Origin of the sequence: Bradyrhizobium sp. BR13661 (assembly GCF_029892425.1) — a bacterium.
Classification (GTDB): domain Bacteria; phylum Pseudomonadota; class Alphaproteobacteria; order Rhizobiales; family Xanthobacteraceae; genus Bradyrhizobium.
Genome location: NZ_JARXWB010000014.1, coordinates 15,682 through 36,647, shown reverse-complemented (window position 1 = coordinate 36,647; position 20,966 = coordinate 15,682). Strand labels below are relative to the sequence as shown.

Annotated in this window: 18 protein-coding genes; 6 read left to right on the top strand and 12 right to left on the bottom strand. The window is 64.8% G+C overall.

Annotation, left to right across the window (positions count from 1 at the left end; genetic code table 11):
• Nucleotides 1–19: 19 nt before the first annotated feature.
• A complete protein-coding gene (locus M2427_RS22530; protein ID WP_280708886.1) occupies nt 20–469 on the bottom strand; it encodes a MarR family transcriptional regulator in 450 nt (149 codons plus the stop codon).
• Between the two features lie 77 nt (nt 470–546).
• On the opposite strand from M2427_RS22530, the gene M2427_RS22525 reads away from it, so the two are divergent.
• Nucleotides 547–1,323 carry a glucose 1-dehydrogenase gene (locus tag M2427_RS22525; protein WP_280708885.1) on the top strand — a complete coding sequence of 259 codons (777 nt, stop codon included), beginning with the start codon at nt 547–549 and terminating at the stop codon, nt 1,321–1,323.
• Between the two features lie 5 nt (nt 1,324–1,328).
• Here M2427_RS22525 and mdlC read toward each other — a convergent pair whose 3' ends face one another.
• The 4 genes from mdlC to M2427_RS22505 form a co-directional block, all read right to left on the bottom strand.
• On the bottom strand, nt 1,329–2,951 hold the full coding sequence (mdlC, locus tag M2427_RS22520) for a benzoylformate decarboxylase (protein ID WP_280708884.1): 1,623 nt from the start codon (nt 2,949–2,951) through the stop codon (nt 1,329–1,331).
• Between the two features lie 106 nt (nt 2,952–3,057).
• Nucleotides 3,058–3,909, bottom strand: a complete 852-nt coding sequence (locus M2427_RS22515; RefSeq protein ID WP_280708883.1) for a MaoC family dehydratase N-terminal domain-containing protein — start codon at nt 3,907–3,909, stop codon at nt 3,058–3,060.
• A gap of 15 nt (nt 3,910–3,924) precedes the next feature.
• A complete protein-coding gene (locus tag M2427_RS22510) occupies nt 3,925–5,022 on the bottom strand; it encodes a CaiB/BaiF CoA-transferase family protein (protein ID WP_280708882.1) in 1,098 nt (365 codons plus the stop codon).
• A 9-nt stretch (nt 5,023–5,031) separates the two neighbouring features.
• Entirely contained in the window at nt 5,032–6,201 is a 1,170-nt protein-coding gene (locus M2427_RS22505; RefSeq protein ID WP_280708880.1) for an acyl-CoA dehydrogenase family protein, read from the bottom strand.
• 124 nt (nt 6,202–6,325) lie between these two features.
• On the opposite strand from M2427_RS22505, the gene M2427_RS22500 reads away from it, so the two are divergent.
• Entirely contained in the window at nt 6,326–7,246 is a 921-nt protein-coding gene (locus M2427_RS22500; protein WP_280708879.1) for a LysR substrate-binding domain-containing protein, read from the top strand.
• A gap of 256 nt (nt 7,247–7,502) precedes the next feature.
• On the opposite strand, the gene M2427_RS22495 is transcribed toward M2427_RS22500, so the two are convergent.
• Both M2427_RS22495 and M2427_RS22490 read right to left on the bottom strand, forming a co-directional pair.
• The gene (locus tag M2427_RS22495; protein WP_280708878.1) at nt 7,503–8,777 is read right to left on the bottom strand and encodes a cytochrome P450; all 1,275 of its coding nucleotides are present in this window, start codon (nt 8,775–8,777) and stop codon (nt 7,503–7,505) included.
• Nucleotides 8,778–8,863: 86 nt separating this feature from the next.
• Nucleotides 8,864–10,129 carry a cytochrome P450 gene (locus tag M2427_RS22490; RefSeq protein WP_280708877.1) on the bottom strand — a complete coding sequence of 422 codons (1,266 nt, stop codon included), beginning with the start codon at nt 10,127–10,129 and terminating at the stop codon, nt 8,864–8,866.
• 323 nt (nt 10,130–10,452) lie between these two features.
• Between M2427_RS22490 and M2427_RS22485 the strand changes: the two genes are divergently transcribed.
• Both M2427_RS22485 and M2427_RS22480 read left to right on the top strand, forming a co-directional pair.
• Nucleotides 10,453–11,589 carry a YjgN family protein gene (locus M2427_RS22485; RefSeq protein WP_280708875.1) on the top strand — a complete coding sequence of 379 codons (1,137 nt, stop codon included), beginning with the start codon at nt 10,453–10,455 and terminating at the stop codon, nt 11,587–11,589.
• 3 nt (nt 11,590–11,592) lie between these two features.
• Nucleotides 11,593–12,723 (top strand): M48 family metallopeptidase, encoded by a 1,131-nt coding sequence (locus M2427_RS22480; protein ID WP_280708874.1) that lies wholly within the window; start codon nt 11,593–11,595, stop codon nt 12,721–12,723.
• A gap of 120 nt (nt 12,724–12,843) precedes the next feature.
• On the opposite strand, the gene upp is transcribed toward M2427_RS22480, so the two are convergent.
• The 3 genes from upp to M2427_RS22465 all read right to left on the bottom strand — a co-directional run bounded on the left by upp (nt 12,844) and on the right by M2427_RS22465 (nt 16,049).
• Nucleotides 12,844–13,473, bottom strand: a complete 630-nt coding sequence (gene upp / locus M2427_RS22475; RefSeq protein ID WP_280708873.1) for a uracil phosphoribosyltransferase — start codon at nt 13,471–13,473, stop codon at nt 12,844–12,846.
• A 70-nt stretch (nt 13,474–13,543) separates the two neighbouring features.
• Nucleotides 13,544–14,785, bottom strand: a complete 1,242-nt coding sequence (locus M2427_RS22470; protein WP_280708872.1) for a URC4/urg3 family protein — start codon at nt 14,783–14,785, stop codon at nt 13,544–13,546.
• A gap of 7 nt (nt 14,786–14,792) precedes the next feature.
• The gene (locus tag M2427_RS22465) at nt 14,793–16,049 is read right to left on the bottom strand and encodes a GTP cyclohydrolase II (RefSeq protein WP_280708871.1); all 1,257 of its coding nucleotides are present in this window, start codon (nt 16,047–16,049) and stop codon (nt 14,793–14,795) included.
• Between the two features lie 285 nt (nt 16,050–16,334).
• On the opposite strand from M2427_RS22465, the gene M2427_RS22460 reads away from it, so the two are divergent.
• The gene (locus M2427_RS22460) at nt 16,335–17,462 is read left to right on the top strand and encodes a threonine synthase (RefSeq protein ID WP_280708870.1); all 1,128 of its coding nucleotides are present in this window, start codon (nt 16,335–16,337) and stop codon (nt 17,460–17,462) included.
• Nucleotides 17,463–17,649: 187 nt separating this feature from the next.
• Here M2427_RS22460 and M2427_RS22455 read toward each other — a convergent pair whose 3' ends face one another.
• Together M2427_RS22455 and M2427_RS22450 are read right to left on the bottom strand one after the other, a co-directional pair.
• On the bottom strand, nt 17,650–18,459 hold the full coding sequence (locus tag M2427_RS22455) for a DUF2927 domain-containing protein (RefSeq protein ID WP_280708869.1): 810 nt from the start codon (nt 18,457–18,459) through the stop codon (nt 17,650–17,652).
• 84 nt (nt 18,460–18,543) lie between these two features.
• Nucleotides 18,544–19,119: a L,D-transpeptidase gene (locus tag M2427_RS22450; RefSeq protein WP_280708868.1), complete on the bottom strand. Its 576-nt coding sequence runs from the start codon at nt 19,117–19,119 to the stop codon at nt 18,544–18,546.
• A 282-nt stretch (nt 19,120–19,401) separates the two neighbouring features.
• Between M2427_RS22450 and M2427_RS22445 the strand changes: the two genes are divergently transcribed.
• Nucleotides 19,402–20,949 carry an acetolactate synthase large subunit gene (locus M2427_RS22445; protein ID WP_280708866.1) on the top strand — a complete coding sequence of 516 codons (1,548 nt, stop codon included), beginning with the start codon at nt 19,402–19,404 and terminating at the stop codon, nt 20,947–20,949.
• The last annotated feature ends 17 nt before the right edge of the window (nt 20,950–20,966 follow it).

Below are 20,966 nucleotides of genomic sequence, written 5' to 3'. Positions count from 1 at the left end.
ATGGGGCGAATCACCTGCGCTACGACACCTCTTCCACCCGGCTCGCCCGCAGCGCCCGCGCATAGAGCATCATGCCCTCGCGCACCGTGCGCTGCTCGGCGTCCGTCAGCGTCGCCAACGCGCCGCGCACCTGCTGCCGGCCGAACGCATGCAGCGCCTCCAGCGTGCGCCGTCCCTTCGCCGTCAGCGATAACATCTTGCTGCGGGCATCAAGCTCATCTGGCGTCTCTCTGAGCTCGCCGCAGTCGATCAGCTTGCGCACCAGGCGGCTGACGCTGGACTTTTCCAATCGCAGGAAATCGCCGAGCTCGCCCGAGGTCAGCGGCCCGCGAATGCCGATCTCCAGAATCGTGTGCACCGCCGATGGCGGATAGTCCGAGGCCGCCACCGTCGCATCCATGAAGCCGAGCTCGCGCACCATCAACCGCGAGGCGGCGCGGATATCGTCGATCAGCGTGAGTTCAGCCACGTCTTGACTCCGCGCATATAGTTGTATCATACAACTATATGCGCGCAACGGCGCGCGCAAGCGTTTCGGAGTGAGCCATGAGCGGAAATTCGCCAACCGGTCAGCGGATGAGCGGCAAGGTCTGCCTCGTCACGGGCGGCGGCAGCGGCATCGGCCGCGCCACGGCGCTGCGGATGGCAGCCGAGGGTGCCGAAGCGGTGGTTGCTGCAGGCCGGCGCGAGGCCGAAATCGAAGCTACCGCGGCTGCCTGCCGCGAGCTCGGTGCGGAGGCGATTGCGATCAGGTCCGACATCACGCGAGAGGACGAGGTCGAACGGATGATCCGCACGACCCTTGAAAGCTTTGGCCGTCTCGACGTCGCCTTCAACAATGCCGGCTTCCAGGAGCGTCGCGCGCCACTCGAGCAGCAGGGCACCGATATCTACGACAGCGTGTTCGACACCAACGTCCGCGCGCTGTTCCTGTGCTTGCGGCATCAATTGCCTGTCATGCTGGCGCAGGGCCGCGGCAGCATCGTCGTCAACGCCTCCGTCAGCGGCGTACGCAATCCCAATCCCGGCTTCTCGCTCTATTCAGCCTCGAAGGCCGCTGCGATCTCGCTGACGCGCTCGGCCGCGATGGAGAACGCCCCGCGCGGCATCCGCATCAACGCCGTCGCGCCCGGACGTGTCATCACCGACATGATGCTGAGCGCCGGCGTCGGCGATGTCGCAACCGTTGGCGCCGGCCTGCCGTTGCGGCGGATGGGCACGCCGGAGGAGGTGGCGGAAGCCGTGGTGTGGCTATTGTCGGATGCGTCGTCCTATGTCGTTGGCCACGTGCTGGCGGCGGATGGGGGATTCTTGGCGGCTTAGCCGCGTTAATGCTTCTGCCCGTACAGCACCGGCACCGCCGAATCCACGACGACCTCGACGAGGCTGGCGCCCTCATGCACCATCCCGCGCTTCAGTGCCTCGCCAACCTCCGCCGCCTTGCTCACGCGCACCGCGTGGCAGCCCATGCCTTCGGCGAGCCGCACGAAATCGATCCCCGGCAACTCAAGTCCGGGCACGTTGCGCACCTGCATCACCTGGCTGAACGAGCGCATCGCGCCGTAGCCGGAATTGTTGATCACGACGATCGTCAACGGCAGCTTGCGTTGCGCGGCGGTCCACAGCGCCTGGATCGAATACATCGCCGAGCCGTCGCCGATCAAGCACACCGTGCGGCTGTTCGGCTTGCCCAGCGCCATGCCGACTGCGGCGGGGAGCGAATAGCCGAGGCCGCCGCTGGCCATGGTGTAGAACGAATCCTGGCCGCGCATCGGCAGGAACTTTTGCATCGCCGGCCGGTGCGAAGGCACTTCCTCGACCAGCGAGGCTCCGTCAGGCATTGCCTGCGATAGCGAATGCAGCAGGAATTCGACCGGCAGCGGATCGGCGGCTTTCGGTGCCGGTGGCAGCGTACGGACTTTTGGCGTGGCGCGTTTGCTCTCCGGCAGCAGGTCGAGCAGCAGGCTCAGCGCCGGCTTCATGGTCGCGATGATGCTGGTGCCCGATGGCGTCACCGCGGCCGCGTCCGCATCGTCAGTGATCTGGAAGATCGTCGCGCCGCCATCGAAGATCGCGGCATGGCCCTCGACATGGAAGGTGAAAACAGGCGCGCCGATGACGACGACGAGGTCGTTCTCGCGCAAGGCGTCGGAGAGTTGCGCCGGCGAGGCATGCAGGAAGCCCGCGAATTGCGGATGCCGCTCCGGAAACGAGCAGCGCGCCGAGAAAGGGCTGACCCAAACGGAAGCCTTTGCCTTCTCCGCCACCTTCACCATCAGGTCCACCGCGCCGGCGCGATCGACGCCGGGACCGACGACGAGGGCAGGGTTCTTTGCGGAGCTGAGCGCGGCAACCAGCGCCTTCATCGCGTCAGGCTCGGGTCCGATCTCGCGGCTGACCGTGCGCGCCTCGACCGGCGCGCAGGCATGCGCCCAGTCGTCGATCGGGATCGACACGAAGGTCGGCCCGCAAGGCGGCTGCATCGCGGTGTAATAGGCCCGCGCGATCGCGGCCGGCACGTCCTCGGGCCGCGCCGGCTCGACGCTGTATTTCACATAGGGCCGCGGAAATTCCGACGCGCGCTCGGCATAGAGAAACGCCTGCAGCGGCAGGATCGAGCGCGCCTGCTGGCCCGCGGTGATCACCAGCGGCGTCTGGTTGCGATGCGCGGTGTAGATGTTACCGAGCGCATTGCCGACGCCGGCCGCCGAATGCAGATTGACGAAACCGGCATTGCGCGTCGCCTGCGCGTAGCCGTCGGCCATGCCGACGGCGGAGGCTTCCTGCAGCGCCAGCACATAATCGATGTCATCGGGCCAGTCGCTCAGGAATGGCAGCTCGGTCGAACCGGGATTGCCGAAGACCTTGTTGATGCCGAAGGAACGCAGCAGGTCGAGCGTCGCCTGCTTGACGGTGACGGACTTGCTGCCGGTCTTGCCGTTTTTTGTCATCGTTTCCGTCCCCTACGTGCTTAGGTTCGTCATTCCGGGGCGCGAAGCGAACCCGGAATCTCGAGATTCCGGGTTCGATGCTTCGCATCGCCCCGGAATGACGAAGCTACCACACCGCCGTCCCCTTCATCGTCGGCTGCCCCTCCGCATTCGCGGTCCACAGCTCGATGCCGGCCTCGGTCTCATTGGCGTTGATGGAGAACTCGGTCCCCTCGAACAGCGGCTGCACGCCGCGATAGGTGAACTTCTTCGGCGGCTTGCCGCTGCGCAAGCGTGCCGCCATCTCGATGATGAGCGCAGCCTGCAGCGGGCCGTGAAAGATCAGACCCGGGTATCCCTCGACCTTGGTGACGTAGTCGCGATCGTAATGGATGCGGTGGCCGTTGAAAGTCAGGGCCGAGTAGCGAAACAGCAGCACGGGATCGCTGACATGGGTTTCGCGATGCTGCGCTTTCGGCGGCGGAGGCGGGGCCTTCGTGCTTGCAGGCGCATGACTCGTCATCTCGCGATAGACGATGTCCTGCCGCTCGCGGATGGCGACACCGCGCGGCGAAGAGATGCTGTGCTCGACCGAGACGAAGCACAGCGTGCCGGTCGATCCCGTCTTCACCTGCACGTCGGCAATGCGCGAGGTCTGCGTCGATTCATCGCCGACGCGCAAGGGCTGCAGGAATTCGATCTCGCCGCCGGCCCACATCCGGCGCGGCAGCGGCACCGGCGGCAGGAAGCCGCCGCGGGTGGGATGGCCGTCGGGCCCGAGCATCGACATCGGAAACACCGGCTGCGCCAGGCACCAATGCACCGTGAACGGCGCGGCGTCACCCGCCCTGGGCTCGCCGACATCCTGGAACAGCGTCGCACGCAGACCCCTAACGAGCTGCGCGGTGACGATGTCGGTGGCCTCGGTGCTGCGGCCGATCCATTGCCGCAAGTGATCGATGTCGAGCTGCTCGGTCATGACGCCTCGCTCTTCTTACTTCTTGGGATTTTCGCCGATCGCCGGCACGGCGCCGTAAGTGCGGGTCTCGCCGACGATGATCGGCGCCGGCGCGGGATAGCTGACGCGGCCATTCGGTGTATCCACCTCGATGCGGCGCAGATGCGGATGGTTGGTGAGGTCGGCCATGGTGTTGACCTCGGCGAACGCGATGTCGGCGTCGGACAGCCGCTTCAGCAGCTCGTCGCGCGTCATCTTGGCGAAGATGTCAGCGACCGTCGTGTCGGTGAAATCGCGGTTGCGCACGCGCTCCACCATGTTGGCGACACGGGGATCGGCAGGCAGGTCGGGCCTATCAAGCACCTCGGCGCAGAGCGTCTTCCACTCGCGTTCGCTCTGGATCGAGATCAGGATATCCTTGCCGTCCTTCGAGGTGAACACGCCATAGGGCGCGATCGAGGGATGTCGCAGCCCCATGCGCTTCGGCGGATTGCCGGCCTCGGCGTTGAGCAGCGGCACGGTGCACCAGTCCGCCATCACGTCGAACATGGAGATGCGGATATCTGCGCCCTTGCCGGTGCGCCCGCGCGCGATCAGCGCCTCCAGGATCGCGGCATGCGCGGTGGCGCCGGTCGCGACGTCGACGATGGACATGCCGACGCGCGAGGCGCCGTCGGGGTTGCCGGTGATGGAAGCAAGCCCGCTCTCGGCCTGGATCAGGAGATCATAGGCCTTGCGATGCGCGTAGGGGCCCTCGTCGCCATAGCCGGTGATGGTGCACGAGATCAGCTTCGGATAGTCCTTGAGCAGCCGCTCGCGCGAGAAGCCGAGCTTGTCCATCGAGCCGGGCTTGAGATTCTGCACCAGTACGTCGGCGCTCGCGATCAGCTTCTCCAGTTCAGTGCGGCCTTCCTTGGTGGCGAGGTCGACCACGGCAGATTGTTTGCCGCGGTTGAGCCAGACGAAATAGCTGCTCTGGCCCTTGGCCGCCGCGTCGTAGCCGCGGGCGAAATCGCCCTCGGGCCGCTCGATCTTGATCACCTCGGCGCCGGCATCCGCCAGCCGCGATGAGCAGAACGGCGCCGCCACCGCCTGCTCGACCGCAATCACCCTGATCCCGTCAAGTGCTCCCATGGTGCGACCTCAGTACGAGCGCGGCATGCCGAGCACATGCTCGGCGACAAAGGACAGCACGAGGTTGGTCGAGATCGGCGCCACCTGATACAGCCGCGTCTCGCGGAATTTGCGCTCGACGTCGTATTCCTCGGCAAAGCCAAAGCCGCCATGGGTCTGGATGCAGGCGTTTGCCGCTTCCCAGGACGCATCCGCCGCGAGCATCTTGGCCATGTTGGCCTCCGCGCCGCAATCGAGCCCGGCCTCGTATTTGCGCGTCGCTTCCTTCACCATCAGCTCGGCCGCGCGCATCGAGGCATAGGCCTTGGCGATCGGGAACTGAATGCCTTGATTTTGGCCGATCGGACGGCCGAAAACGCTGCGCTCCTTGGCGTAGTTGGTGGCTTTCGCAATGAACCACTTTGCATCGCCGACGCACTCGGCGGCGATCAAAATCCGCTCGGCATTCATGCCGGAGAGGATGTAACGAAAACCCTTGCCCTCTTCGCCGATCAGATTCTCCGCCGGCACCTTCATGTCGGTAAAGAACACTTCGGTGGTGGCGTGGTTCATCATGGTGCGGATCGGGCGGATCTCGAGGCCATTGTTCTTGGCCTCGCGCATGTCGACGATGAACACCGAGAGGCCATCGGTGCGCTTCTTCGCCTGCTCCTTCGGCGTGGTGCGCGCCAGCAGCACCATCAGGTCGGAATGTTCGGCGCGGCTGGTCCAGATCTTCTGGCCGTTGACGATGTAGCTGTCGTTGCCTTCCTTGCGCGCAAAGGTCTTCAGCGACGACGTGTCGGTGCCGCTGGTCGGCTCGGTGACGCCGAAGGCCTGCAGCCGCAACTCGCCGCTCGCGATCTTCGGCAGGTATTTTGCCTTCTGCTCGGCATTGCCGTGCCGCAGCACGGTGCCCATCGTGTACATCTGGGCGTGGCAGCCGCCGCCGTTGCAGCCGGCGCGCTGGATCTCTTCGAGGATCGCGGCGGCCGCCGACAGCTTCAAGCCGGCGCCGCCATATTCCTCGGGGATCAGCACCGAGAGGTAACCGGCCTCCGTCAGCGCATCGACGAAGGCCTTGGGGTAGGCCATCTCGCGATCGAGCTTGCGCCAGTATTCGCCGGGAAACTGCGCGCAGAGCTTTGCGACGGCTTCGCGGATGTCTGCGTGATCTTCGCTGTGGTGTTCTTCAGTCATGGCGTTTCCGTATCTGGCGGCAGTCAAGATAACGCCGGCCAACCCTCTGGCGTTGTGAAAACATCGCCAGCCCCCTATGCTCATTTGCTATAGCGTATGGAGTAGCCTTCCAGGATTGGCAAGCATGGATTTCCGGCAGCTCAGGACCTTCAGTTACGTGGCGGAGCTCGGCAGCCTCTCCAAAGCCTCCGACACGTTGCGCGTGGCGCAGCCGGCGCTCTCCAGGCAGATCAAGCTGCTGGAGCACGAGCTGCGCACCGAATTGTTCACCCGCAACGGCCGCGGCATGGTGCTGACCGAAGCCGGGCGCCTGCTGCTGGCGCGCACCTCCGGCATCGTGCGGCAGATCGACCAGATCCGCGACGATATCCAGTCGGCCAAGGGGCCGCCGTCCGGTCAGGTCGTGCTCGGCCTTGTCCCGACCGTGAGCTGCGTGCTGTCGGCGCGGTTTGCGCGGCGCTGCGTCGAAAAATATCCCGGTATTTCGCTGCGCATCGTCGAGAGCTATAGCGGCCATATCGTCGAATGGCTGCATCGCGGCGAGATGGACCTCGCCATCCTCTACGGCCGTTCCGCCGATCTGCATCTCAATGTGCAGAGCCTCGGCCGCGACAACATCGTCGCGGTGGGCCCGCGCGGCTGCGGCCTCGCGCGCAAGAAGAGCGTCGACATCGGCTGGCTGCTGCGGCAGCGGCTGGTGCTGCCCAGTCATTCGCACGGCCTCCGCGCGCTGATCGAGCATGCGGCCGCGCAACGCAAGATCAAGCTCAACGTCCAGCTGGAAGCAGATTCGTTCCGCGTGCTGACCAGCCTGGTCGAGGAAGGCCTCGGCTTCGCGTTGCTGCCGCCCTCGTCGGTCCACGCCGAGGTCGCGGACAACAGGCTAGAAACGGCAATGGTGTCGAAGCCGATGACACGCGAGCTCATTTTCGCTTCTCCGATCGACCGCCCGGCCTCGACCGCGTCACTCGCCGTCACCGCGCTCCTGCGCGACGAGGTCGCCGCCTGCCGCAAGGACGGCGTGTGGGACATCAAATTGAGTTAGATGCGGTCGTGTCGTAGAACAGGAAGGCGCCATCTTGCCTTCGCATCTGGCGCGACCTGTCATGCCGAAATTTTATAGCTGGCCGCTCAGTACTCCGCTGTCATCGCCCGCGAAAGCGGGCGATCCAGTATTCCAGAGACAGCAGTGATAGAGCCGAGAAGCTGCGGCGTACTGGATGCCCCGCTTTCGCGGAGCATGACAACGGAGATTGGGGATGCGGCTTGCCCTAAGGGCTACGCTCGCAATGAGGATGAGCTTACCCCGGAATCCGCACCGGCAGCGTCTCGTATCCCTTGATGAAGCTCGAATAGATCCGCTTCGGCTCGCCGACCACCTCGATCCGGTCGAAGCGCTTCAGCATTTCCTCCCAGACGATCCGCAGCTGCAATTCTGCAAGCCGCATGCCGACGCAGCGGTGGATGCCGAAGCCGAAGGAGAGATGGGTGCGCGGACGGGCGCGATCGATGATGAACTCTTCGGGGCGCTCGATCATCTCTTCGTCGCGGTTGCCCGAGACGTACCACATCACGACGCGGTCGCCCTTCTTGATGTGCTTGCCGTTGATCTCGGTATCCTGCAGCGCGGTGCGGCGCATATGTGCCAGCGGCGTCTGCCAGCGGATCACCTCGGGCACCATGGTGTCGATCAATTCAGGGTTGGCGCGCAGCTTGTCGTATTGTTCGGGGTTCTCGTTCAGCGCCAGCACCGAGCCCGTCATGGTGTTGCGCGTGGTGTCGTTGCCGCCGACGATGAGCAGGATGATGTTACCCATCAGATTGTCGGGATCCATGAAGCGCGTTGCATCGTTATGGGCCATCAGCGACAACAGATCGTTGCGCGGTGCCGAGTTGACGCGCTCGTTCCACAGCTTCGACATGTAGGCGTAGCATTCGTCCATCTCGCGGCGCCGCTCTTCGGCCGAGGAGACGATGCCGCTCTTGGGCAGCGCGGTCGAGACGTCGGACCAGCGCGTCAGCTTGCGGCGCTCTTCCCAGGGGAAGTCGAACAGGGTCGCCAGCATCTGCGTCGTCAGCTCGATCGAGACGCGCTCGACGAAGTTGAAGGTCTCGTTGCGCGGCAGGTTGTCCAGCACGGTCTGCGAGCGCTGACGGATCAGCTTTGCCAGTTCGTCCAGGTGCGTCGGCGTGAACATCGGCGACACGGTCTTGCGCTGCAACGAGTGCTTCGGCTGGTCCATCGCGATGAAGCTCGGCCAGTCGTAACCCTCCGGCACGTCGCGGATCGCGATGCCGCCGAGCGTCGAGTCCGACGAGAAGATGCCGTGATTGGTGTCGACATGCATGATGTCGTTGTATTTCACCACCGACCAATAAGGCTCGATCGGTGCGTTGGTACAATAATGCACCGGCTCTTCCTTGCGCAGCCGCTCGAACCACGGCCACAGCGTGTCGTCCTGGAACAGCCTGGGCGCACCCGGATGAAAGTTCTTCAGCGGCGTCGCATAGGCTTCCTCGCGTGCGCGCCGCATGCGTTCGGCCTTGTCGGCCTTGACCGGGGTCTGAATGTTCATGGGCAGTCGCTCCAGTGTGTTCGTTCACGCCGTCGTGGTGAGGGACGTCGTCGCAAGTGCCAATGTTATACACTATAATTCGGAACTCACGCTGCAATCTTGACCGGCAGCGTTTCCAAACCTTTCACGAAGCTCGAATACACCCGCTTCGGCGCGCCGACCACGTCGATATGGTCGAACCGCTTCAAGATCTCCTCCCAAATAATCTTGAGCTGGAGTTCGGCAAGTCGTAGTCCAACGCAGCGGTGGATGCCGAAGCCGAAGGACAGATGCGTGCGCGGGCGGGCGCGGTCGATGATGAAGTCGTAGGGCTTTTCGATCGCCTCTTCGTCGCGGTTGCCCGAGACGTACCACATCACGACCTTGTCACCTTTCTTGATCTGCTTGCCGCGGAACTCGAAGTCGGCGAGCGCGGTGCGGCGCATATGCGCCAGCGGCGTCTGCCAGCGGATCACCTCGGGCACGAAGCTGTCGAGCATTTCAGGGTTTTCGCGCAGCTTGCGATATTGCTCCGGATGCTGGCTCAGCGCGAGCAGCGAGCCCGACATGGTGTTGCGCGTGGTGTCGTTGCCGCCGACGATCAAAAGAATGAGATTGCCGAGGAAGTTCCGCGCATCCATGTCGCGCGTCGCGGCGCCATGCGCCATCATTGAAAGCAGATCGCTCTTCGGCGGCTGCTCGATGCGCTCCTTCCACAGCCGCGCGAAATATTGCGCACATTCCGTCAGCTCGACCTGTCGCTCGTCCTCGGTCGCGACCAGCCCGTCGGGACCCGGGATCGTGGTGGCAATATCCGACCAGCGCGTCAGCTTGCGGCGGTCTTCCCAGGGGAAGTCGAACAGCACCGCGAGCATCTGCGTGGTCAGCTCGATCGAGACCTGGTCGACCCAGTCGAACACCTCGCCCACAGGCAGATTGTCAAGGCACTCGGCCGAGCGCTTGCGGATGTTGAGCGCGAGGTTGTCCAGATGCGTCGGCGTGAACATCGGCGCCACGGTCTTGCGCTGTGCGGCATGCCGCGGCGGATCCATCGAGATGAAACTCTCGCGGCGAAGATCGGGATCGATGTCGCGGATGGTGATGCCGCCGAGCGCGGAGGCCGAGGAGAACACCGCATGGTTGGTCTCGATCTCCATGATGTCGTTGTAGCGCGTCACCGACCAATACGGCCCGAACATCGAGTCCTTGCAATAGTGCACGGGATCTTCGCGGCGCAGCCGGTCGAAATACGGCCAGAACGTATCGGTCCTGAACAATTCAGGGTCGCCTGGATCGAACTGCTCCAGCGGCAGTGACGACGCGCGCTCGCGCAAGGCGTCGAGCTTTGCCGTGCTTTCCATGGTCCCATGCATGACCGTTCTCCCTGACGTCGACCGCGCTTGGACCGCGCGATTTTTGTGAATTCTGCGCTGCGGTATTTGAAGCACAATTACAACGCGTTACGTGCTTCGGAGCAAGGGAGAGTTTTTGCTACGTCCACCCTTTGCGAGAGGTTTGACGGACCGTCACGCAGATGTGGCAACGTGACCTCCAGCACGCAGTACTCTGGCGAAACGGCAGATAATTCGCTTGAAACCGAGCTAAATCGAACCCGCCCGTCTTGGGGATCGACTAATCTCTGATCTATAGTTTGAGCGGATCAGATCCGCATCCCGAGGTTGCTGCCGTGAATGACATGCAATGGGCCCCCCTGGGTCCCGCCGAACCGGTCCCGCCGCCGCTACCGCCGACGCGGGTCGATTTCACCGGCAACCGCCCCGAGTTCCGCAAGATGGTCACCAAGGGGGCCATGCTCGAGCTCGTGACCTTCGGCTTCTACCGGTTCTGGCTCGTCACCGACATCCGCCGGCATCTGTGGTCGAATACGTCGATCGACGGCGACGCTGCCGAATACACCGGCCGGGCCAAGGAGCTCTTGATCGGCTTCCTGATCGCGCTCGCGATCCTGGTGCCGATTTATCTCGGTTATTTCCTTGTCGGCATCGAGTTCGAGCGCTGGAAGGGTTTTGCCTCGACGCCGCTGTTCATCGCCTTTTACGCGTTTGGTCAATTCGCGATTTTTCGCGCGCGACGTTACCGGCTCACACGCACGGTCTGGCGCGGCGTGCGCTTCTGGATGGACGGATCCGGCTGGGCCTATTCGTTTCGCGCGATGCTGTGGGGTCTTCTGGTGTTCCTGACGTTCGGCCTGGCGCTGCCATGGCGCGAGGCGTCGCTGGAGCGCTACAAGATGCAGCACACTTATTTCGGTGACCTGCAAGGTGACTTCGAAGGCGACGGCTGGGAGTTCTTCAAGCGCGGCTGGTGGCTGTGGCTGCTTACGCCGCTCGCGTTGCTGTTTTTCCCGGCTGCGCCGTTCCTCTATGCCGAGTTCAAGGCGCGCGAATGGCGCTGGTGGCTGAACGGCATCCGCATCGGCGGCGTCAGCCTCTCCTCGGATCTGCCGCACAATGCCTTCTACGGCCTTTACTGGAAAGTGATTGGCTGGTGGATGCTCTTGAGCGTTCTATTCGGGTTCTACGCCGCAGGCGCCGCGGGGATTGTCGCGGCGGCCGGCGGGGCGCCCGTTGGACCCGACGCGATCGCGCGGAACATCCCACTTTTGACCATGTTGGTGATCGGTTATCTTGCTCTGGCGCTCGCCTTGAACGTCGTCATGCGCATGTATCTCCAGCACGATATGTGGCTGAAAGCTTCGGAGACGCTTGTTGTGCACGATATCGGAGTTGCGGCCGATGTTCGCGCCAGCGGCGAACTCGCCAGCGCCCTCGGCGAAGGTTTTGCCGATGGCCTTGATGTCGCAGGATTCTAGGCTGTGAGTGATGTGACGGCCGAGACCGGCGCCGAGCCGAAGCCCGGACAAAGGGCGATCTTCTTCGACGGACTATCGAGCCGCCGGCGGCAGGTCATGCTGACGCTCGCAGACGCGCTCGAGATCGCCGAACTCAGCGAGGTCGAGGCGGGCTCACTCGTCACACGCTGGGCCTATGACGAGATCCGCCGTGCTGACAGTCCGCCCGGCATCTTGCGCCTGACCTCGACAGCCGCGCCACCGCTGGCGCGGCTCGAGATCCGCGATGCTGCGTTCGCGGCCGATATCGCGGCACGCTGTCCACGTCTGGACGAACACCGGACCACGGGCCGCGGGGTCGCAAAAATCGTCGGCTGGTCGGTCGCGGCCGCCGTCTCCATCGTTTGCGTCGTGCTGTTCGGTGTACCGCTCGCTGCGGACCGTCTGGCGCCGCTGGTGCCGAAACCGATCGAGCGACGGATCGGCGATGCGTCCGAAGTTCAGATGCGGACCTTGTTCGGCCGCGAATCCTGCAGCGACCCGGCAGGTCAGGCGGCTTTTTCCAAGCTGGTCAACCGCCTGCGCGACGCCGCCGGGCTTGACGACGATTCCATGACATCAGGCGTGCTGCCGAGCTCGGTGCCGAATGCGTTCGCGCTGCCGGGCGGCAAAGTCTTCATGCTCAACGCGCTGCTGGAGAAGGCCGAAAGCCCCGACGAGGTCGCCGGCATCCTCGCCCACGAGCTCGGCCATCTCAAGCATCACGACAACATGCGCGGCCTGATCTACAACGGCGGCACCTCGTTCCTGATCGGCCTGTTGTTCGGCGACGTCACCGGCTCGTCGGCCGTGATCTTCGCCTCGCGCAGCCTGGTCGAAGCCTCCTATTCGCGCGAGGCCGAGACCGATGCCGACACTTTCGCCATCGAGATCATGCACAAGCTCGGCCGCTCGCCGAAGCCCGCGGCCGAGTTGATGTTCCGCATCACCGGCAAGGAGGGTGGATCAGGCTTCACGATCCTGGCGAGCCATCCGCTGACCGAGGATCGCCTCGCGCGCATGACCCGGGAAGACCGTCCCGCCAGTGGCCCGCCACTGCTGACGGACAAGGAATGGCAGGCGCTGAAGGGCATCTGCGGCAGCGGGAAGATTTGAGGCGGTAAGGGGCGTCGACAGTACCCAACGGCGTCATGGCCGGGCTTGACCCGGCCATCCACGTCTTTGGCCGCGGTGTGCAAGAACGTGGATGCCCGGGACAAGCCCGGGCATGACGACCTACCGGGTCCCGTACGCGCGATCGCCGGCATCGCCAAGGCCCGGCAGGATGAAACCGTTGTCGTCAAGGCCTTCGTCCACCGCGGCGGTCCAGATGTGCACGTCCGGATGCAGGCCCCGCAGCCGCTCGAGTCCTTCCGGCGCTGCGATCAGGCAGGCAAGGCGAATGTCTTTCGCGCCGCGCTCCTTCAGCCGGTCGACGGCAGCGACAGCCGTGTTGGCGGTCGCGACGACAGGCGTCACCACGATCGCGAGGCGTTCGCTGAGATCGGACGGCGATTTGAAGAAATACTCGACCGCAGCAAAGCTTTGTGGCTCACGATAGAGTCCGATATGGGCGACACGCGCGGTCGGCACCAGGTCCATCATGCCGTCGACGAAGGTGGTGCCGGCGCGCAGCATCGGCACGAATACCAGCTTCTTGCCGGCGATCTTGGCCGAATGCATCGTCGCCAGCGGCGTCTCGATCACCGTGTCAGTGAGCGGCAAATCGCGCGTCACCTCGTAGCAGAGCAGCATGCCGATCTCCTTGATCAGCTCGCGGAACGATTTTGTCGAGATCGATTTGTCCCGCACCAAGGTCAGCTTGTGCTGCACCAGCGGATGATCGACGATCGTGACGCCTTCCATGATCGGATGCTCTTGCTGTTTCCCTTCTCCCCTTGCGGGAGAAGGTGGCGCAAAGCGCCGGATGAGGGGGTCAGAAAACAGTACCGTCGCTGATCACCTTGAGTGGCGGTGAGCCGTCGGGACGGCGCGCAAAGGCGATGGCCCGGCCCGCGGCCCAGGTGCCGCCTTCCAGGATGCTGGCAAGCGGCAGCGACTGTGGCGTGCGGCCGAGCTTGGCGCGAACGAGATCCGCAACGCGGTCCAGCAGCGCGACCGTCAGTGCGCGCCACTCCACGACGAGAGGTGAGTCCACCGCATGCGCGCGATCGGCGTCGGCAGCATCGCGCAGGCGCAACACCTCGTGATCGACGAACAGGCCGCCATTGCGATATTCGGCAAGCCCGGTCAGGCCGTCGATGTCGGTGACGTCGAAGCCTGCGCGCTGCAGCGGCTCGATCAGCGAATAGCTCAGCCATTGTGACAGCTTGTGCAGCGGCACGAGACCGGTGGTGGCATCATCGGCCTTGATGGCCGGATGGCGCCAGCAATCGCCGAGCGGGACGCCGCCGAGTTCGAGCCGCGATGGCCAGATCGGCCCGAGCTGGTTCAGCACCGCGGACAGGATGGCGGGGGCGGGGATGGCGCCACCCTTTGCCTGCGCGACAATATAGTCGAACAGGCCGCCGGGCCGTGGCACGTCGTCTCGCAGGCAGAAGATCTCCCCACGTTCCCCCACCAGTTTACCCAAGCGCCGCAACAAATCGGTGCGGCCCTCAAGCCCGAGCAACGGATTGTCATCGCTCGCCTGAAATGCGGAAGGGAGGACGGAGAGAAGCAGGTTCTCGAGCACGTGCGCATCGGCCCTGAATGGCGTGCGGATATCGTGCGAGAAGACGCCGCCGGCAAACATGTCGAGGCTTGCAAGCGCGAGCCCCTCGGATCGGCCGATGCCTTGTCCCGTCACCGCATCGCGATAGCGCCAGGTCGCGCCCGCGCCGGCGTCGAGCAGCACGCTGACGATGGCGAGGTCGAACTCCGCGCGCGCTCTTGCCGCGCGATCGGACCACGATGTTGCATTGGCCAATTGCGCCCAGCGGTCGACACCGCCGAACACGAAATGCCGCCAGCGCGCGTGAAAGGGAATGTCGAGCGTCGGATAGGCCGCGCGCGTCACCGCCAGCACCGCCTCCGCAACGCCATCCATGCGATCGAGATCGATCGTGAAATGCGTCAGCCCGTCGTTCAGGCCAATGTCGAGCATTTGCCCGGCACGGGCGCGAACCGCCTTTGCGGTGAGCAGCGCGCGGGCCTCTTGTTCCAAAACGTCCGCCATCGCCAGATCAGTATTTTTCCAGCGAACGTCCGACCACGCCGTTGACGTCCTTCTCCGGCGCGATGTCGGTCGTGTAGTAGCCGGCGGCCTTCTTCGCGGCGATCTCGACATGGGCGTCCGCCGGAATCAGCTCCAGCGGAATCGGCACGCGCTCGACGATGTCGATGCCCTGCGAGGTCAGCGCGTCGTATTTCATGTCGCTCATCGACAGGAAGCGGTCGATGCGCTTCAGGCCGAGCCAGTGAATGGTGTCGGGCATCAGCTGCTGGAAGCGCGCGTCCTGGACGCCGGCGACACATTCGGTGCGCTCGAAATAGGCGGCAGCCGCGTCGCCGTCCTCCTGACGCTTGCGCGCGTTGTAGACCAGGAATTTGGTGACCTCGCCAAGCGCGCGGCCTTCCTTGCGGTTGTAGATGACGAGCCCGAGCCCGCCCTCCTGCGCGCCGCGCGCGGATTCCTCGATACCGTGGATCAGATAGGGCCGGCAGGTGCAGATGTCGGAGCCGAACACGTCGGAGCCGTTGCACTCGTCATGCACGCGGCAGGTGATCTTGGTGCGATGGTCCGGCAGCTTGGTCACATCGCCGAACAGGTAGACCGTCGTGCCGCCGATCGGCGGCAGGAACACCTTCAGGTCAGGCCGGGTCACGAGCTCGGGGAACATGCCGGCGGTCTGCTCGAACAGCGTGCGGCGCAGCTCGGTCTCGTTGGTCTTGAAGCGCTCGGCAAGGCCCGGCAGGTACCAGACCGGATCGATCGCGATCTTCACCACCGAGACGCTGCCATTGGCGTGCACCACCTCGCCGTCGGCGCGCAGTCGCTTGGCGGCCAGCGCCTCGCGGATCTCAGGCAGGTCCAGCCGTGCGCGCGTGATCGCGATGCTCGGGCGGATGTCGACGCCCTCGGCGAGGTCCTTGCCAAAATGCTCGGCGACGAGATGGCCCCAGGGATCGAGCGCGACGATTTTTGCGGGATCGCGCCATTGCTCGAACGGCCCGATCGTCGCGGCCGGAAACGTGTTGGTGAGGTCGGGTCTGCGAATCGGATCCAGCGCGCCGGCGGAGACGGCGAGCGCGCGGTACATCGCGTAGGAGCCGCCATGGCTGCCGATGACATTACGGTCCCCGGCGCGCGATACCGTGCCGATGATGGGCCCGCGGGCGCGCGCATCGGCTGCGCCCCAGTGAATCGGAAACGCCGCCTTGCGGCCCGGCTCGGGGTGCGAGGTGAGGCGGATATGGTCAGTACGGTTCGCGCGGCTCATAGCCAAACTCCCAAAAAGCCAACGGCCCGCCGCTCGGACGGGCCTGGCTTATCAGCGACGCCGGACCAGAGCCCGGCGACGCAATCCAACATATTGTAGCGGCGAGCCACGACAGACAAGTTAATCGTGCGATGCGGGCAGCCATGCCGCCGGTCCGGATCGGCGAGGGGTGCCAAAACACATCCTATACCTATGTATTTATTCAATTTTTTGAAGGGGCGCGTCAGGCGGCTGGATAAAGCCCGCATATTCGGACATATCGAGCGGATTGCCCCGGAGTGCGCCATGTCCACCGCCAGCTACATCGATCCCCGCAATGGAAAGCTCTATTCCCTTCACGAGCCGCGCTGGTGCTCGGACGAGCGCACGCCGCTGCTGGTGACGCCGGGGCCGGGGATTTCGCGCGCCGACATCGACAGCGGCACGCGCTCGCTGTGGCGCTACCGGGCGGCGCTGCCGGTGGAGATCAAGGATCCGATCTCGCTCGGCACCGGCTGCACGCCGCTGGTCCAGCAGGGCTGGGGCGAACTGCGGCCGTTCTTCAAGCTCGAATGGTTCAACCCGACCGGCAGCTTCAAGGACCGTGGCTCTGCGGTCATGCTGTCCTTCCTGCGGCAGATCGGCGTCAACGCCATCCTCGAGGATTCCTCCGGCAATGGCGGTTCGTCGATGGCAGGGCTCGGTGCGGCCGGCGGCATGCGCGTGAAGATTTTGGCGCCGGCCTCGACCTCGCCCGCAAAAATCGCGCAGGTGCGTGCTTACGGTGCCGAGGTGCAGCTGGTCGAGGGGCCGCGCGAGGAGTCGGAGGCGGAAGCCATCAGGCAGTCCAGCCAGACCTTCTATGCCAGCCACAATTGGCAGCCGTTCTTTCTCGAAGGCACCAAATCGCTTGCCTATGAAATCTGGGAAGATCTCGGCTTTCGCGCGCCCGACAACGTCATCGTCCCCGTCGGCGCCGGCAGCAGCCTCTTGGGGTGCGCCTTCGGCTTCCGCGAGCTCCTGAAGGCAGGTCAGATCGCAAAATTGCCGCGCCTGTTCGCGGCGCAGCCGCTCAACTGCTCGCCGATCGACGCCAGCTTCAAGGCCGGCGTCGACACGCCTGTCGCGCGCGAGGTCAACAAGACCATCGCCGAGGGCACTGCGATCAAGCACCCGCTGCGGCTGCGCGAGATCATCGGCGCGTTGCGCGAAAGCGGCGGCGCCACGGTCGCGCTCACAGAGGACGAGATCGTCGCCGCGCTGCGTCGCCTGGCGCGGCAGGGCCTGTTCACTGAACCCACCAGCGCCAGCGCGGCCGCCGCGCTCGAGAAGCTCGCTGCCTCCGGCGCCATCAAGGCGAGCGAGACCACGGTGGTAGTGCTTACCGGCACCGGGCTGAAGGCGGCGACGACGGTGGCGGATTTGGTGGGGTAGGACGGGGCGTGGTTCTTACCCTCCCCTGGAGGGGGAGGGTCGATCGCGCGCAGCGACAGCGGGGTGGGGTGATCTCTCAACACGGGCACTGTTCGTCGCTGAAGGACCTTCACCCCACCCCGTCTCACATTCGCTTCGCTCCATGTGAGCCGACCCTCCCCCTCCAGGGGAGGGTAAGAAGCGTCGCTCAATCCTTCAGATCATTCACCTGCTTCACCCAAGCCCGCACATCCGCGAGCACCTCCGGCAGCACCGCTCTCACCTCCAGCACCGTCATGCCGGCCTTGACGCGGGGGTCGTAGAGCAGATTGAGGATGTACTGGTCGTAGACGTCGAAATAGCCCATCGACACATTGTCGTTGAACATCGTCCACGGCACGCTCGATGTGTCGTTGATGGGCCCGAGCGACTGTAACACCTCCTCATAGGCGCAGTCGAGGAAGGTGAAATCGCCGGTGTCGACGGTGAGGATGACGTCGGAATGCTCGATCTCGAATTGATCGTTCTTGCGGAAGCCGGACAGGCATTGCGGATCGAGCGAAGTGCGGATCTCGCGCGCCTTCTCCGCGCCGTAGAAGCTCGCGATGGTGCGGTAGAGGTCGCGGTCGCGCACCAGCTTCACCCGCACATTTGCGGCCTCGCTGGTATCGGTCATGGCGATGTCGAGATGCTGCACGCGCTTGTCGATGTCGGCGATGACCTTCGCCAGCTGTGCCTTGCGGTCGGCGCGGTCGGTCTCGGCGAACACGCGCACCGGGGTGCCGAACTTGCGGATGCGATCGACGCGGCCGGCGAGGTGGTATTCGGCGCCGAACGCGGTCTTGAAGAAGCCGTCGACGATCTCGGCGTCGGTAAAACTCTTCTTCTCGACACGCTGGCGTGAGACGATCGCGGGCAATTCGCCGGCGGTGGCGATGGGGGCGGTGTCAGGCACACATGTGAGTGCTGCGAGCGTCAGCAGAGCGAAGCGGAGGGCAGGCGGGACCAATGCGCTCATCGTCACGCAACGCTGCCGTATTCGCCGGCAACGCACAAGTCCGCAGATGCACGCGGCCGGAGGGTTCCGACCGCGTCCGCGGCTCTAGTTGTTCAGCACCACCACGGTCGTGCCGACCCCGACGCGGCCGTAGAGGTCGGTGACGTCGTCATTGGTCATGCGGAAGCAGCCGGAGGACACCGCCTGGCCGATCGTCTCCGGCTCGTTGGAGCCGTGGATGCGATAGAGCGTCGAGCCCAGATACATCGCGCGCGCGCCGAGCGGGTTCTCGATACCGCCCCTCATGTGGCGCGGCAAATCGTGCCGCCGTGCCAGCATCTGCGCCGGCGGGGTCCAATCCGGCCATTCCTTCTTGGCGGTGATCTTGTGCACCCCGCCCCAGCGGAAGCCGTCGCGGCCGACGCCGATCCCGTAGCGCAGCGCCTGGCCGTTCTGGAGCACCAGATAGAGCCGGCGCTCGGCGGTGTTCACCACGACCGTGCCGGGGGCATAATTGCCGTTGTACATGACGGTGGTGCGGGGGATCGGGCTCGCGCCGCTGCCGAGAAAGGAGGTGGAGCTGGTGCCTGTGAAGTCTATCATTCCCGCCGCGGACGCGTCGGCCGCGCCGGCCAGCAAAACTGCGATTGCGGTGATCTGCGCGGCAAAAAACCGGGTCATTATTCCCCCCAAGAAAAAATCGATTCAACGAAAGCCACAGGCCATATTTGCGCGCATTCCGCAAGCCACGGGCACGTGAGGCTGCCCATCCCCGGCGGATGGGTTACCGAATCGGCAACCGCGCCAATTTGTCGAAAAAAAGCATTAGCCAAACTGGCGGATTGCCCTGCGGGGCAGGGCCGCGATGCCAGCTATTGCTTTGACCGGGCTCGCGAACAATGATTGATCGCAAGGACCACTGAAGTGGATCATTGGAAACGGCCGGTTGCGGGAGCGGACAGAATGAACGGTGCGGAAAGCCTGGTGCGGACGATGGTCAAGGGCGGGGTGGACGTCTGCTTCACCAACCCCGGCACCTCGGAGATGCATTTCGTCGCGGCGCTCGACCGCGTGCCCGGCATGCGCTGCGTGCTCGGCCTGTTCGAAGGCGTGGTGACGGGCGCGGCCGACGGCTATTTCCGCATGAAGGGCACACCCGCCTCGACCCTGCTGCATCTCGGCCCCGGTCTCGCCAACGGCTTGGCCAATCTGCACAACGCCAAGAAGGCCAATTCCGGCATCGTCAACATCGTCGGCCAGCATGCCGTCTACCACATCGACTACAACGCGCCGCTGACCTCCGACATCGAGGGCCTGGCCCGGCCGATGTCGTCCTGGGTCCGCACCTCGCCGAATTCCAAATCGGTCGCCGCTGACGGCGCCGCGGCGATCGCCGCCGCCAAAAGCGCCCCGCCGCAGATCGCGACCCTGATCCTGCCCGCCGACACCGCCTGGAACGAGGCCGACGGCGTCGCCGAGGTGCCGGCCGAACAACAACGCGCCAGCTATTCGCCGCAGGCGGTCGAGCAGGCCGCAAAAATCCTGCATGGCGACGGCGAGGGTACCCTGCTGCTGATGACCGGCAGCGCGCTGAGCGAGCACGGGCTGGCGCTGGCCGAGCGCATCGCCGGCAAGACCGGCTGCACCGTGATGGGCCCGACCTTCCGCCCGAAGATGGCGCGCGGCCGCGGCCGTTACTCGATCGACCGCATCCACTATGTGATCGAGAACGCGCTGCCGATGCTGGCCAAATTCCGTCACATCGTGCTGGTCGAGTCCGACGATCCCGTGGCGTTCTTCGCCTATCCGAACAAGCCGAGCATGCTCAAGCCAGAGGGCTGCGAGGTCCATCGCATGACCTCCTGGGGCGAGAATTCGGTCGCTGCGCTCGAAGCGCTCGCAGGCGCCGTGAAGGCCAGCGCCAGGGACGTCAAGCAGCACGGCTTGGCCGAGCTGGTCAAGCCGACCGGCGCGCTCACCTTCGCCTCGATCGCGCAGGCGATCGCCTGTGCGATCCCCGAGAACGCGATCATGGTCGATGAGTCCCTGACGACCGGCCGTGGCTTCTTCCCGCCGACGGCGGCCGCCGCGCCGCACGACTGGCTGCAGAACATGGGCGGCTCGATCGGCTTCTCGACGCCGCTGTCGATCGGCGCCGCGATCGCCTGCCCGGACCGCAAGGTCATCACCATGGTCGGCGACGGCAGCGCGATGTACACGATCCAGTCGCTGTGGACGCAGGCCCGCGAGAATCTGAACATCGTCACCATCGTGTTCGCCAACCGCATCTACCAGATCCTGCGCGGCGAGTTCGACAATGTCGGCGCCGGCGAGCCCGGCCAGCGCGCCAACGACATGCTCCGCCTCGACCGCCCGACGCTCGATTTCGTCGCGCTGGCCAAGGGCATGGGCGTCCCCGGCCGCGCCGTCACCAATGCCGACGAATTCAACAAGGCGCTGACTGAAGCCGTCGCCGAGCCGGGCCCGCGGCTGATCGAAGTGCAGATGTAAGGGCGCACACGACACGG